The sequence below is a fragment of the Gelidibacter sp. F63206 genome, assembly GCF_023015735.1.
The window spans coordinates 1-14,993 of the sequence record NZ_JALKAU010000015.1 but is presented as its reverse complement, the minus strand read 5'-3'; the positions used below and the strand labels follow the sequence as shown (position 1 = coordinate 14,993).

The following is a 14,993-nucleotide window of genomic DNA, read 5'->3' as shown; positions in this document are numbered from 1 at the left end:
ACAAGTTGAAATAATTTATTTTAAATACATTCTTTTATTACATCATTTTTATTACGTTTGGTTTTCGTGAATAAAAAAAAATTGTAGATTTGCGTTAGACCAATTATAAAAAATAAACTCACAAACTATGCTGACAGTAATTCTTGCTATTGTAATTGTTATCCTTCTCACGATTGGAATCGTTTGGGTGATAGACAAATTTGTACCTAAAAATTTCAAGCCAATTTTACACATTCTACTTTGGGCAGTTATTGCTTTTCTTGGCTACCAGACGTTTATGTCAGTATATGGAGAGATTAAATTCAATCAACTTAAGGTAAAGCGCTACCATGTTGCCATTGAAAAGCTTAAAGACATTAGAGATGCAGAATTAGCGTACAAACAAGTTAACGGGAAGTTTACGGATAGTTTTGATGACTTGGTAAAGTTTATTGATACTGCTAAATTTACAATTACTCAACGTAGAGATTCAACCATAATAGATGAAGAAATGACGAAACGTTTTGGAGGTGTCACCATGACTAAAGATATTGTCATAATTGATACTTTAGGATATGTCCCTGTAAAAGACTCTTTATTTGGTGCAGATACAAGATATAAAACGATGATGAATGTTCCGGTAGGAAAACCTGGTGCCAAATTTGATTTGAAAGCTGGACTTTTGGATAACATTCCTGTGTTTGAAGCGAGTGTGGACAAAGCCATCCTTCTTGACGGTGAAGACAAGAATCTCATCGCAAAGGAAAAGCAAGTGGTTTCTGTTGATGGTGTCAATGGACCTCGACTTACTGTAGGATCCATGAATGAAGTGAAAACCATTGGTAACTGGCCTAAAAACTATTCAACCGAACAATAAATTGGAATTAAATAATCTTAAAAAACTGTCCATTCAAATTAGTTTGAGTGGACTTTCTTTTTGTATCCTTAATAGTTCTGATTCTGAGATTGAATTCTTAAAGCGTGTTGACTTTAAAAGCAAATTGACGCCAGAAGCTGTTTTGGAAGAGCTGCAGAGCTTCATTTCAAAGGAGCCCCGACTCCTTCAGACTTTCGATAGTGTTTTAGTGCTTTTTCAGAACGAGCTTTCTAATATCGTCCCAGAAGAGTTTTTTGAAGAAGAGAATGCGTCAGACTATCTCAAATTCAGTTCTAAAATCATCAAAACTGATTTTATTTCACACGATAAAATAGAAGCCAATAATAGCATTAATGTCTTCGTTCCATTTATCAATATCAACAACTATTTGTTTGAGGTCTATGGTGAATTTGAATATAAGCATGCTTCCACTATTTTTCTGGAACAAATTTTAAAGAAAGAAGAAAATTCAAACGATGATAAGATTTACATCAATGTTGAACCTTTCCACTTCGAAATGGCAGTGATAAAAAAAGGACAGTTTCAATTATATAATAGTTTTGAATATCTCACTAAAGAAGATTTTATCTATTATGTCCTCTTCGCCTTTGAACAATTAAAATTAGACACTGAAACCGTTACGGTTAAATTAACCGGTAACATTGTTGAAGATGATGAACTCTATCAAATGCTCTACACTTACATTAGATTTGTAACATTTGATGAACCTTCAAAGAATTACAGTTATACTAAAACTGATGAGGTCAATCCACAGCATCAGCATACACTTATTTTAAACAGTTTTAACTAATGCGGATTATCTCAGGTCAATTTAAAGGAAGACGTATCACACCGCCAAAAAGACTACCTGTACGCCCTACTACGGATATGGCAAAGGAAGCCATTTTTAACATCCTGAACAACATCTATTATTTTGATGAGATTTCAGTATTGGACTTATTTGCAGGTACAGGAAGCATAAGTTATGAATTTGCCTCCAGAGGCACGGAAAATATTACCAGTGTGGATGAGGATTTTGGGTGCATCAAGTTCATCAATAAAACTGCCGAAGAGTTTGAAATGCCCATCAAAACAGTAAAAAGTGATGTTTTTAAATTTTTGGAAACCACAAAAATAAAATCGGATGTCATTTTCGTTGATCCACCATATGCCTTTAGTTTGGACGAATTTTCCAAAATTCCTGAATTGGTATTTCAAAATAGCCTCCTTGAAGATGAAGGTGTCTTGGTTGTAGAGCACGCCAAACAGATGGATCTCTCCCATCTGCCTTATTTTAGTTACTCCAAAAATTATGGAAGTAGTATTTTCAGTTTCTTTGAAAAGTCTGAATAGTATAACCACTTCCCCTGCTCCGATGTCTGTTCCTTGCCCATCAGATAAAAATATCCTACTGAGAGTTTTCAGGAATTAAAAAACCAATTAAGCCGTCAGAGCTCATTATGCTCCACATTTTGTGTTGCCTGCCTATCGGCAGACTGGGGTTTCGATCCCGCAAAAATGCGGGTTTAGTTCAACCAACATATTCCAATGCGCCTCCGGCTTTTGGATTTGCCTGCCTGTCGGCAGACAGGGGTTTCACTAAATAAACAAAGCTCCTTGAATTAACAAAGAGCCTGTTTAAGTAAGCAAATCTATAAGCCGAATTCTGTCCATTTTCATTTTGGAAAGTGAATTCCAAAAAGAAAAGTGGCCTTATCATTTATCTGAATGCACTGTTGCCAGTGCACTTTAGCTGTCTACCCTCCAACAATCGAGCGTGCCGCCCTCTCCCAATCCCGATAGCTATCGGGATGGAACGTTGGTTTACATGACATTGCACCACATAGAGTTTACCTGATTTCACTACAGCTTGACCTGTACATTCTTTCTGTTGCACTTTTCCTGATCTCACGACCGATGGCCATTAACCATTATGTTGCACTACGGTGTTCGGACTTTCCTCCTCCCAATCCCGATAACTATCGGGACGGAAAGCGATAAGGCAATCTACTTGAGTACAAAGTTAATATAAAATTTTAAGACATTTAGGTTGTGCGACTAAAAGTTTTAAGTGCCTAATATTCTGGATACTTAGAGTGCCTAATCTTTAGTAAATATTCAAATTTCATAATAGTCGTCAAGTTTAATTACTTAAGATACTATGATCTCTCAACTTTAAATCTTATTGTTAATAACTAATGCTAAAATCACAGGATGTAGTTCCTTTATTAGAACCGAATTTTTAACTTTGTTACTTCATGTTTTGCAATATGAAATGCATAACTGAATTCATAATATACAATGGAACATTTCGTAGTATCGGCACGTAAGTACAGACCACAGACCTTTAAGGATGTTGTGGGCCAGCAGGCTATTACCAATACTTTGATGAACGCCATTGAGCATCATCATTTAGCACAAGCCCTTTTGTTTACAGGTCCGCGTGGTGTCGGTAAAACGACCTGTGCACGTATCTTGGCTAAAATGATCAATAGTGACGGCACGGAGAAAGAAGATGAAGATTTTGCCTTTAACATTTTTGAACTGGATGCTGCTTCCAACAACTCGGTTGACGATATCAGAAATTTGACGGACCAAGTCAGAATTCCACCACAAGTTGGAAAATATAAAGTTTATATCATTGATGAGGTGCACATGCTCTCCCAAGCGGCGTTTAACGCGTTTTTAAAAACCTTGGAAGAGCCACCAAAACACTGTATCTTCATTTTGGCCACCACCGAAAAGCATAAAATAATTCCGACGATTTTATCGCGTTGTCAAATCTTCGACTTTAAAAGAATAACCGTTAAGGATGCTAAAGAGTATTTAAAATTCATTGCCCAAGAGCAGGGCATAGACGCTGAAGATGACGCCCTCCACATCATTGCCCAGAAAGCAGATGGTGCCATGCGCGATGCACTTTCCATTTTTGATAGGGTAGTTAGCTTTTCTGGTAAAAACTTAACCCGACAGGCTGTAACAGAGAACCTGAACGTCCTTGATTACGAAACTTACTTTACAAGTACTGACTTGATTTTAGAAAATAAAATCCCAGAATTGCTCATACAATTTAATGACACTTTATCAAAAGGTTTTGATGGCCATCATTATATTGCGGGTTTAGCCTCGCATTTTAGAGATTTAATGGTCTGTAAAAATGAACAGACGGTAGAACTTCTTGAAGTTGGCGAAGACACCAAAGTGAAATATATGGAGCAGTGCAGAAAAGCATCCTATGAGTTTCTGATGAAAGGCATTGAACTTGCCAATGACTGCGATCTCAAATTTAAAAGCAGCAAAAATCAGCGGTTACTCGTTGAACTCACTTTAATGCAGCTTGCCTCTATCACTTTTGATGGAGAAAAAAAAAATAGCAGTCACTACATAATCCCAGCTTCTTATTTTAGAACGAAGGGCATTACCCCTATTGCGGTAACGCTTCCCAAAAATGAAGCTTCCGTTGTCAATAAAGTTGCTGACCCCATAGAAAATAAAACGGAACCTGCTGCCAGCGTAAAACCAAATGCATTTGCTCAACAAGCAGTTCCTAAGATCGATTTGAAGCCCGATCCGAAACGCACTTCCGGTCTGTCCTTAAAAAGCATTAGAGCTAAGAAAGAACATCTCATTAAACAGATGGAAGTTGTTGTTGATCCCAACGATTTACCGAAAGAAGATTTTACTCCAGAAGCCTTCCATAAGGCTTGGAAGGATTACATCAAATCCTTGGATCAGAAAGGAGAAAAAATCATGGTGTCTATACTGGAAATGGGCAAACCAAAATTGCGTGGCACCAAAATTCACGTAGAATTTCCAAACGAATCTCTTAAAATAGAGTTGGAACGCGCACAATTTCCGTTGATGGAGCATCTCAGAAAAACAGTTAGGAATTTTGATCTAACTTTACATGTCGATGTCAATGAGGAAGTCGCAAAAAAATACGCTTTTACGCCATTGGAGAAATATGAGAAGTTAAAAGAAAAGAATCCTAATATTGAGCTTTTGAAGAAAACCTTTGGATTGGATCTGTGATTTTAAATTTGGACTGCACAACAACTTGCGAATCGCGGTTTATTGTACTCAAAACCTGCAGGGTTTTTAAAGCTTTGTAGGTTTTTAAATATTACAAAAAATGAGAAACCTATTTATATTAACTGCTGTTATTTCAATTGTCTTAATGGCTTGTGATGGTAGACAAACCAAAAAAGAAGCTTTAGAACGTGCTATTTCTGAATTTAAGTTGAGAAATTCGGTTTTGGAAGTCGTCAATTATCAACCTGAAGCCTATGTTGAGATAGTGACGGATACTATTATTTCAAACAGGACCAACGTTCATGTCAAAAATTATTCATTATTGGATGAACAAATATTTGTTTCAAGTACTACAAACGCAAATTTTAATGAAGTTACCTATCAACGCGTTTTTGAATCAGAGATCATTGTTTCCATGGCATCGAAAGATATTTTCAGAACCCATATTTCTGCAAAACAATTTAAATTACGTGATGCTGATCTATTCTGGAATGACGTTACCCTGCAACACGTCTGGGTTAACCAGGAATTGTCAACAGATGATGACATCATATTGGATATGTCCTTTATAAATCCTAAAAACAACGCCTATAGATTATACCGAATGTCCATTGATCCTTATGGTCGGGAATCGGTTAACTTAATTGAAGAACGCGGGTAGATAAATCGCATTTACAAATCATTAGTAATTCATATATGAAAGCGTTTAAACTTTTAAATTATAAATTATGCTCGGATTAAAATTACCTACGGACCCACGTTGGGTCAATATTGTAGAAAAAAACATAGAGGATATATTAACAGACCATGCTTACTGCGAACAGAAAGCGACGAGTACGGCCATATCTTTGATTGTTAGTTTCCCAGAATATACAGAATTGGTACAGGAGATGGTTGCTTTGGTCAAAGAAGAAATCAGCCATTTTAAAATGGTACACGATAGAATACTCGAAAACGGCTGGACCTTGGGTAGAGACCGGAAGGATGACTATGTTGTTCAATTGCTGAAATTTTTTCCAAAAGGCGGCAGCAGGACCACACAACTGGTCCATAGACTACTTTATGCTGCGTTGATTGAAGCAAGAAGCTGTGAGCGTTTCCGACTGCTTTCAGAAGAATTACAGGACAAGGAATTAGCCGAATTCTACAGAAAACTGATGGTCAGTGAGGCCAATCATTATACTATGTTCTTAGGCTTTGCCAGAAAGTATGGCAACCGACAGGAAGTGGACAAGAAATGGAATGATCTTTTGGAATATGAAGCGGAAATAATGAAAAACTTGGGTAAAAGCGAAACGATACACGGTTAAACACTTCGAAAACAGAACTTAACACGTCCTGAAACATGATTGTTCACATATATTTAAAAAATTAAGCTCCACAATTATGGAGCTTAGTTTTTTTATCATTTAGAAAATATTAAAGTCTGTAAGTGAATCCAAATTGCATCACACCCTGTGTGGCCTTAAGATTCAATTCGTCATCAAATACGTTCGAAACCCCGTAGATATAACGGAAATCGATGCCGAATTCATCAGTTATCATATATTCGGCCAATCCCACTCCAGAAAATACAAGGTTCTTAAATCCGTCCTGATGCTTATGGATTTTCAATCCAACTTGTGGCCCAACACCAAGCTTAAATCCACCAAAAATATTGTAGTTCAATATCACCGGAAGGTTGAGATAATCTGTTTTAAAGTCTTGTAAATTAGCACCTTCAGGCGAGTACTGCAACTCGGTCATAACAGCGAGAGTTTCAGTCAATCCAAAATCTACAAAGGCTCCAAAGACGAAACCGTTTCTATGCGGATTGGAACGAATCCCATCAACATCGTAATCCATATTGGAGATATTTGTGGCAAAATGCACTCCGTAATTGATATCTTGAGAAAAGGAGAAGGCAGAAATACCTACAATAAGCAAAAGAGTAAATAATTTTTTCATAATTCATGATTTGAGGCTGTGAATATATATTGAAAATTATTATTCTAATGAATTATTAGATATGTAACAGTAAAAAGAAGATAAACGGCTAACTCATACCAAGTTTACAGACGATACGGTTCCAAAGTAGACACTTTTGATGATCCCATCAGATAGACCAATTTTGGGAACGTAGATGTACTTTGCATTGCTCCATTTCATAGCAGAAAGGTAAATCCTGGTAGCGGGAATGATGACGTCTGCTCTATCTTGGTTCAGATCCAACTCTGTAATTCGCTCTTCATAACTATAGGTTTGGAGCATATTGTAGTAAGAAGTCAAATAGAAATAGGTCAATGGCTTCCCGGCCGCCCGACCTGAAATCTTGAATATTTTATTAATATTTCCACCCGAACCCAAGAGATCAACTTTCTCATAATCTTTAGTGTTTTGCTTGATCCATGCCTCCAATTCCAACCAGACTTCCTTTTGTACAATGTCATTTAACAGTCTAACCGTACCTATTTTAAACGATTTTGACGCGGCTGTTTTTCCCTGATGGATCACAGAAAACTCAGTGCTTCCACCGCCAACATCCACATATAGATAGGTTTTGGACGAATCTATATAACTATTCAAGTCTGTAGCGGCAATAATGGCTGCTTCTTCTTCGCCGTCAATTACATCAATCTTTATTTTGGTCTGTTTTTTAATAAGCTTTACAATGTCATTTCCGTTTTCAGCTTCACGCATTGCAGAAGTGGCACAGGCTTTATAGGCTACAACCTTGTGCGAGGCCATGAGCAGCTTAAATGCATTCATAGTATCCACTAAGCGTAATTCGTTTTCTTTGGAAATTCTATGATTTAGAAAAACATCTGCTCCCAAACGTATAGGCACACGCACCAATGCGCTTTTTCTGAAGAGTGTTGGCTTTCCTTTTTGTTCAATTATATTTGAAATAAGCAAACGTACCGCATTGGAACCAATGTCAATAGCAGCATATTTTTTAATGGTCAACATAGTTTAGTTTTGTAGTTTATTGACATAATAATTATAGATCTCAAATTGCGATCTCACTTTTGGCAAATTATTATGTCTGTATTTGTTTTCATGCGTGCCACAAAGCAATCGTGCTTTTACATTGTCATTCCAAGCAATATCAAAAACGTCTAAAAGTTCATTTTTAATGTCCTGGTCGTAGATAGGACAGGTAACTTCTACCCTATTCTCAATGTTTCTTGACATCCAATCTGCCGAAGAAATATAGATTTTTGGATCATTGTTGTTACAAAACACCAATAACCTAGTATGTTCCAAAAACTTATCAATGATGCTGATGACCTCTATATTTTCACTCATGCCTTTAATACCAGGCACCAAGCAGCAAATGCCCCTTACAATCATTTGAATTTTAACACCTGCCCTGCTGGCTTCATATAGTTTATCTACCATCATATAACTTGAAAGACTATTGAGCTTTAGCTTGATAAATGCCGGTTTTCCATTTTTGACATTTTCAATTTCAGAATCAATTAGTTTGAACAATTTTGATTTTGTATAATGTGGCGAAACAATAATATGCTTATATCTGAAAATTCGATAATTGGTTTCAAAAAAATCGAATACCTTGACCACGTCTTTCAAAATCCTTTGGTCTGAAGTAAATAAGGTGTAGTCTGTATACAGTGTAGCCGTTGATTCATTAAAGTTACCTGTGCTCAAAAACCCGTAGCGCTTGATCTTATTGTTTTCCTCACGTTCAATGACGCACATTTTGCTATGTACTTTGAGTCCTTTCACCCCAAAAAGAAGATTGATACCGTCGGTTTGCATCTGTTCGGCATAATCTATATTGGCCTGTTCATCGAAACGTGCTTGCAACTCGATGGCTACAGTTACTTTTTTACCGTTCTTCGCAGCATTGATCAACGAGCTGGCCACATGTGAAATTTGTGCCAATCGATAAATGGTAATCTTTATGTTTTTCACCTTAGGATCCAAAGCGGCTTCCCTTAAAAATTTGACTATATAGGAAAATGTCTGGTAAGGTGTATGTAACAAATAATCTTTTTTAGCGATATTATTAAAGATGCTAGTCTCTAAACTTAATCCTTTAATGGGTAATGGTTCTATTTTTTCATACAACAAATCGGTTCTACCCAAACTTGGAAAGTCCATATAGTCCCGTCGGTTGTGGTAGCGTCCGCCAGGAATGACACTATCTTTAGCATCTATGCCCATCATACTCATGAGCAACTGCAAGGTTTCATCATCAATTGTTTTATCATAGACAAATCTGACGGGTTCTCCAATTTGTCGATGTTTGACACTGTCCGATATTTTCTCAATAAAGCTCTTGCTCAGATCACTTTCAAAATCCAATTCACCATCTCGTGTGATTTTAATCATATGGGCCGTTACGGATTCATATTTAAAAATATTAAATATATCATTTAGACAATACCTCAATAAATCGTCCATCAAAATGATATAATTGTCCGGGCCTTTCTTTGGCAGCACCACAAAACGATCCATTGTCTTAGGTATCTCAATAAGGGCAAATTGTTTTTTTTGGTCACTAAACACCATTTTCACGGCAAGATACGCGGCACTATCCTTTAAGGTTGGCAATTTGACCAAATCACTCAAAATTATGATGACCAATGCGGGACTTACATGTTGAATAAAATAATTCTTTATAAATCGGTGCTGCGATTCATCAATTTGCGTTTCGTTGACGATATGGATGTTTTCATCCTCTAAGCGCTTGTGGATGGTAGCTAAAATTTCGAGACTATCACTTTGCTGTTTGATGACAATTTGGGTGATAATTTCCAATAATTCGCCAGCTGAGATCCCTCCCAACTCACTTTTCCCTGTTTTTCCCGCTTCATCAATACGTTTCACAGTGGCATATCTCACCTTGAAAAACTCGTCTAAATTGTTTGAAAATATGCCCAAGAAACGAAGGCGTTCAATAAGTGGCACAGTTTCATCTTCAGCTTCCTGTAAAACGCGCTCGTTAAACTGTAACCAGCTTATCTCCCTATTGATGTATGTATTGGAATTTATATCTTTAACCATTAAGTGAGGACTGAATTTAATCTTCCACAAATATATTCTATTTATAACTTAAAATAAAGTCACTGCCCAAGATATAACAATTAGTTATTGTCAATGTGAGATGCTCAAAGTATTAATAAAATACATCTCCTCTCAATTATCACTGAACTGTTTATTTAAAATCTTTTGGTCTTAGGAACAGTTTTGTTTCACCTTGACTCACCTGTTGCCATTGGTCCACATCAAATTCAATCATGACCAAGCCTGAGGTGGGCAGATTGTCAATATCAGCATCCCCAAAACTATTGGCCAAGGAGGTAAAGGCATGGTTATGGCCAAACAACATAACAATCTCAAAATCATCGTTTAAGGATTTTATAAAACGCCTCACCTGATTACCTCCAAAATCATATAATTGTTTGTCAATGGTCAACAACTCCGGATCCAGCCCAAGATTGTCCATAAATATCTGACAGGTGGTCAGCGCTCTGTTTGCAGGACTAGAATAGATAGCGTCAAAAACAACATTATAGGTTCCAAATGACTTTGAAACCAAATTTGCATCAGTAAAACCTCGCTTACTCAATGGGCGCTTTATATCGCTGACATCGTGGTCCCAAGAGGATTTAGCATGCCGAGTTAGTACAATTGTCTTCATATTTTATTCGATTAAATACATGTTTTACGGATAATGTGATACTGCTGTCCGTCTTATCGATTATTTCATCCCTTCACCATTTATTTTTGTTTTAACAAATTGTTATATGTTGCTTTGTTCAAACAAATTGATGTAAATGACCCCAAATCAAAGACATATTAATGAATCCATTCTGGCATTGTATCGCAATGCCCCTTCCCTCAAAATATTTAAGCAGTTTCAATTTCAGGCATATTCTATCTTGATTAAGGATAGCTTGAAATAAAAACCTATTGCTTATAAACATATTGCTTGGTAAATTTTTGAAAAAAAATTACCGAAGCCATAAAAAACAATTAGATCAAATTAAACCATTTAGGACTATGAACTCCAAATTTAACACAAAGTTTTTAAGTATGATCATACTTATTGGACTTTTCTCCGGCACTACTTTTTCTCAAGAAAATGTAATTCTTAAATTATCAGATCGTGAGCAAACTCTCGCACATGGCGCAACTGTAAGTCAAAGAAATGCTACGGTTACTACAGATGTTCCGTACGATTTGTTGTATGATTTGAAACCTACAGTTTATGTCAAAAACAACGGTGTTTTAAATATTGAGGGTGTTGGTGCGCCAGTAGTATTAAATTTTTTGGATGCCCAATCCTTTAATTATGTCACTACAAGAAATTCGCTCTACAACAAAATAGAACTCATCACCATAAACTTGAATTCCGAAAATGATTTGAGAAATTCTTTTGATGTGGCTGCCATTAGAGGTTTTAGTCATCTAAAATACATCTATTTGAAATGTGAGTTTCCTATTTCCGAAAACCAGATTAGGTCATTCCTACAGAATGCTGATCCTGAGATCATTTTCTTTTACAGTTCTTACAAACGTTCATAACACCTACTGACTTCCTTAAAAGTTATCACTATGAAAAAATTATACTCCGCAAAAATCAATTACTCTAAGTCAATACTACAGATTGTATTGGTTATAGTTTTGGCACTGTCTCCCTCAATCGTCACTTTTGGTCAGGTTAGGGTTGACTTTACCCCTAGGTCTTCAGTATTTACTCCCAACAAGACCGTCTATAATGTTAAGGGCGATTTTACTATGTTGGGGAATACCAATTTGACCTTGGTTAACTATGATATTAATGGGAACAACAGTTCTGCCATGAAATATGTGGATATCGACAATGATCCCAACACCTTCAATTCCTCCGCAGCCACTTTAACCTTTTCGGATGAGTTTGGCGCAAACCCAGATTGTTCCAATGTTGTGTATGCTGGACTCTATTGGACAGGAAGATCCAGGGCTGAGAATTCATTTACAATTACTAAGGATGTTGCTACTGGCAATACCATTACACAACAAGTCACTACCAATGAAACCGTATATGATGGAGATGCCATTCCCAACACAAATTATACCTTAACAAGGAGCGTGTCTGGTTCATTGACCACATTTACATTTACCTCTTCAGGTAGTGGGGATACTGTTGAATTCTTTTATAATACTGGCTTTAATTCCTCAAGCAGATATTTGAGAGTATCAGTAAACGGCGGTCCTCAAACAAATGTCGCAACGAGTAGCCTGAATAATTCAAATGCTTATTTGGACGTTCCATATACGGTGTTTTCAAGTCCTGATTACACTCTAACGGTTAATCGTTTAAGTTTGTCCTTTTCCGCTAGAGCTTATGTGGAAATAACTTATAACGAAACTATTCCTGAAACTATCCAGATCACTAAAACTTTGGATAAAAGAAAGGTCTCTATAAAAGGTCCCAATGCATCTACTTACACCCAATTGACTGCAAATGCCAACGATATTTATTATCCTTCAGGGACTGATGGTGACATGTTTTCAGCTTACGTGGATGTTACTGATTATGTTAGAAACAACGGAAATGCTGGACTCTATCATGTTGCCGACATTGCCCTTGTTGAAGGAGATGGAGGTTCAACAGGCTATTATGGTGGTTGGGGAATGGTTGTGGTTTACGAAAACTCACAAATGAAATGGAAAGACATTACCGTATTTGATGGCCATGCCTATGTTGCAGGTAGCACCACGGTTAGTCACACTTTGGATGTTTCAGGATTTAACTCTGCACAAAATGGACCGGTCAATTTAAAACTTGGAGTTATGGCGGGTGAAGGAGACCGAAGTATTTCTGGTGATTATTTCAAAATGCAAAAACATAGTGATAACACATTCGAATCTTTAAATCACAGCGGTAATAGTACTACCAACTTCTTTAACTCCTCAATTCTAACCGATGGTGCACGATTCCCTGACTTAATAAATAATACAGGATTGGATATCAGTATATTTGATCTTGACAACAGCAATAATAGTCTTATAGGCAACAATCAGAACTCTACCCGATTTGAATATGGTTCAACTCAGGACACCTATATTATTTTCAATATTACTTTTGCAGTAGATGCCTATATTCCAGAATCTGAAGGGTTGTTATCCTTACAAAGTATTGCAGGAAACCCGGCAAATGCACCTTATGTTGCTTTTCCAGGTGACCAATTGGAATATGGCTTGGAAATTAGAAACAAAGGAACAGAAGCTATCAAAAACGCAAAGCTGGTAATTCCAATTCCTTTTACGTCGGAGTTCGTTCCGGGAAGCATCAACTTCAACGAATATGACAATTTGTTTAACGCCACTGCTCCTTATTTTGATCCCAATGAAGGTGCAACCGGGGCAATTGTTTGGGATATTTCCTATTTACCTTTAGATACAGACCTAACCAAGTTGCTCGCAGATATACGCTTTAGATTAAAAACTACTGAGGACTGCTCAATTTTGGTCAATAATAATTGTGCGCCTAAAATTGTTATCGTAGGAGGCTATATCGCTGGTACTGGGGACACCTCTAACGTTCAGTATTCGTTACCTTTAATTCAAGGATATCAAGAGAATGGTGTTTGTGAAGGAGAGCCAAACACAGATCCAATTGAAGTAGATATCAATTCTGAACAATATATTATCGATAACTGTACAGGGGTCTCTGTTGAAAGAGAATTTTTATACTGTAATTTTGATAGCAATGGAATTCCTGTTTCAGAAATACAAGCACAGTTTCCTCAAGGATCATTATTTTATGATTCTTACCCCGTAACAGACAACTCAATTCAATATAATGCATCAAATCCTTTTCCTGCAACTATAGGTAAAACGACTTATTACGCAGTTCCTCCTGGAAGCTCGGCATGTAGCTATATTTTTACGATTGAAGTTACGGAAATAACATCATCGCCATCAGTTTCCAATGTGGACTATTGTTTGAATGAAACAGCTGATCCTTTAACGGCTCAAGTATCAAATCCGGATTATTCATTATTTTATTATGCCGACAATAATCCAAACACTGTTGGACAAACATCATTGATTCCAGATACAAGTACTGCTGGCGTATTTACATATTATGTAGCCGAAGGTCCTGCAGCCAATTGTGTGAATGCAACAAGAACGCCAATAACTGTAACGGTTTATGAAGGTTTAACAATTACCTTAGAAGAGCAAATTAACAACTCTTGTGCAAACAGCAATAATGGTAGTATTGATATCAGTGTTAGCGGCGGCTCTGGCAACTATACTTTTGATTGGGACCACAACGGATTGCAAGATCCTGATTCTGATACCGAAGATTTAACAAACTTGCCTGATGGCACCTATACTGTTGTTGTATCAGATACTGATACCAACTGTACTGCGACGGCTACTTTTATAATTATCACCGAAAACACAGGTTCTGTTGAAATTACTGCACCTACTGCTCTTACTGTAAGTGGATGTACAACTGATGACATTACCAATGGCAATTTAACTTCATTTGCTTATAGTGAAACTTTAGTAACCATAAGTACTGCTGAATTTTTGGCTGAAGGTGGATCATTTAACGGTGATAACATTACCAATGTGACCTATATTGATAGTTCTACTGGCGAATGTCCAATAATTGTAACCAGAACTTTTTCCGTTACCGACGCATGTGCCCAAACGGCTTCAAGTACGCAAATTATTACAATTGAAAATGATGTGGCACCAACACTAGTGGCACCACAAGATGAAACCGTAGAATGTGGAGATTCAACTGATCCATCAGCTACCGGAACTGCAACTGTTTCCGATTCCTGTGGAGCTGTTGTGGTCACCTACGAGGATGTGATCACTCCTGGTGCTTGTGAAGGTGAGTATTCCATTACTAGAACCTGGATGGCAACGGATGCCTGTGGAAATATTTCTACAGTCACTCAAACTATCAATGTTCAAGATACAACTGCACCGGTAATCGCTGCATTGCCTGCTGATTCAACCATTGACTGTTCGGTAACACCTGAGTTCGCTCTAGCCACTGCAACGGATGCCTGTGGTTCTGACGTCACACTTACTTTTGAGGACGTGACTACTCCTGGTGCTTGTGAAGGTGAGTATTCAATTACTA

The 14,993-nt window shown here is 37.1% G+C and carries 12 protein-coding genes and 1 other RNA gene; 8 read left to right on the top strand and 5 right to left on the bottom strand.

From position 1 onward, the window contains the following. Positions 1-127 precede the first annotated feature (127 nt). From MWU32_RS00145 to MWU32_RS00135, 3 genes are read left to right on the top strand one after another with little or no spacing between them, the layout of a single operon-like run. Positions 128-856, top strand: coding sequence for a hypothetical protein (locus MWU32_RS00145; protein ID WP_246936597.1), 729 nt, complete (start codon positions 128-130; stop codon positions 854-856). A 1-nt stretch (position 857) separates the two neighbouring features. Beyond that, positions 858-1,667 carry a DUF3822 family protein gene (locus MWU32_RS00140; RefSeq protein WP_246936595.1) on the top strand — a complete coding sequence of 270 codons (810 nt, stop codon included), beginning with the start codon at positions 858-860 and terminating at the stop codon, positions 1,665-1,667. Further along, complete coding sequence (locus tag MWU32_RS00135) at positions 1,667-2,209, top strand: RsmD family RNA methyltransferase (RefSeq protein WP_246936593.1); 543 nt, start codon at positions 1,667-1,669, stop codon at positions 2,207-2,209. Before MWU32_RS00140 ends, MWU32_RS00135 begins: the two co-directional genes overlap by 1 nt. Before the next feature lie 286 nt (positions 2,210-2,495). Here the strand turns inward: MWU32_RS00135 and rnpB are convergent. Further along, an RNA gene (gene rnpB / locus MWU32_RS00130) (RNase P RNA component class A) lies at positions 2,496-2,870 on the bottom strand. A gap of 287 nt (positions 2,871-3,157) precedes the next feature. On the opposite strand from rnpB, the gene dnaX reads away from it, so the two are divergent. The 3 genes from dnaX (at position 3,158) to MWU32_RS00115 (ending at position 6,198) form a co-directional block, all read left to right on the top strand. Beyond that, positions 3,158-4,888 carry a DNA polymerase III subunit gamma/tau gene (gene dnaX, locus MWU32_RS00125; RefSeq protein WP_246936591.1) on the top strand — a complete coding sequence of 577 codons (1,731 nt, stop codon included), beginning with the start codon at positions 3,158-3,160 and terminating at the stop codon, positions 4,886-4,888. Between the two features lie 100 nt (positions 4,889-4,988). After that, the gene (locus tag MWU32_RS00120) at positions 4,989-5,549 is read left to right on the top strand and encodes a hypothetical protein (protein WP_246936589.1); all 561 of its coding nucleotides are present in this window, start codon (positions 4,989-4,991) and stop codon (positions 5,547-5,549) included. 67 nt (positions 5,550-5,616) lie between these two features. Then, on the top strand, positions 5,617-6,198 hold the full coding sequence (locus MWU32_RS00115) for a tRNA-(ms[2]io[6]A)-hydroxylase (protein ID WP_246936587.1): 582 nt from the start codon (positions 5,617-5,619) through the stop codon (positions 6,196-6,198). 109 nt (positions 6,199-6,307) lie between these two features. On the opposite strand, the gene MWU32_RS00110 is transcribed toward MWU32_RS00115, so the two are convergent. From MWU32_RS00110 to MWU32_RS00095, 4 genes are all read right to left on the bottom strand, one after another. Continuing rightward, the gene (locus MWU32_RS00110) at positions 6,308-6,835 is read right to left on the bottom strand and encodes an outer membrane beta-barrel protein (protein ID WP_246936585.1); all 528 of its coding nucleotides are present in this window, start codon (positions 6,833-6,835) and stop codon (positions 6,308-6,310) included. 93 nt (positions 6,836-6,928) lie between these two features. Beyond that, complete coding sequence (locus MWU32_RS00105; protein WP_246936583.1) at positions 6,929-7,837, bottom strand: Ppx/GppA phosphatase family protein; 909 nt, start codon at positions 7,835-7,837, stop codon at positions 6,929-6,931. Between the two features lie 3 nt (positions 7,838-7,840). Next, positions 7,841-9,901 carry a polyphosphate kinase 1 gene (ppk1, locus tag MWU32_RS00100; RefSeq protein WP_246936581.1) on the bottom strand — a complete coding sequence of 687 codons (2,061 nt, stop codon included), beginning with the start codon at positions 9,899-9,901 and terminating at the stop codon, positions 7,841-7,843. A gap of 151 nt (positions 9,902-10,052) precedes the next feature. Beyond that, positions 10,053-10,538: a SixA phosphatase family protein gene (locus tag MWU32_RS00095; RefSeq protein WP_246936578.1), complete on the bottom strand. Its 486-nt coding sequence runs from the start codon at positions 10,536-10,538 to the stop codon at positions 10,053-10,055. Positions 10,539-10,900: 362 nt separating this feature from the next. On the opposite strand from MWU32_RS00095, the gene MWU32_RS00090 reads away from it, so the two are divergent. Together MWU32_RS00090 and MWU32_RS00085 are read left to right on the top strand one after the other, a co-directional pair. Then, positions 10,901-11,425 carry a hypothetical protein gene (locus MWU32_RS00090; protein WP_246936576.1) on the top strand — a complete coding sequence of 175 codons (525 nt, stop codon included), beginning with the start codon at positions 10,901-10,903 and terminating at the stop codon, positions 11,423-11,425. Between the two features lie 30 nt (positions 11,426-11,455). Beyond that, on the top strand, positions 11,456-14,993 hold a 3,538-nt coding region (locus MWU32_RS00085), incomplete at its 3' end, for a SprB repeat-containing protein (RefSeq protein WP_246936574.1).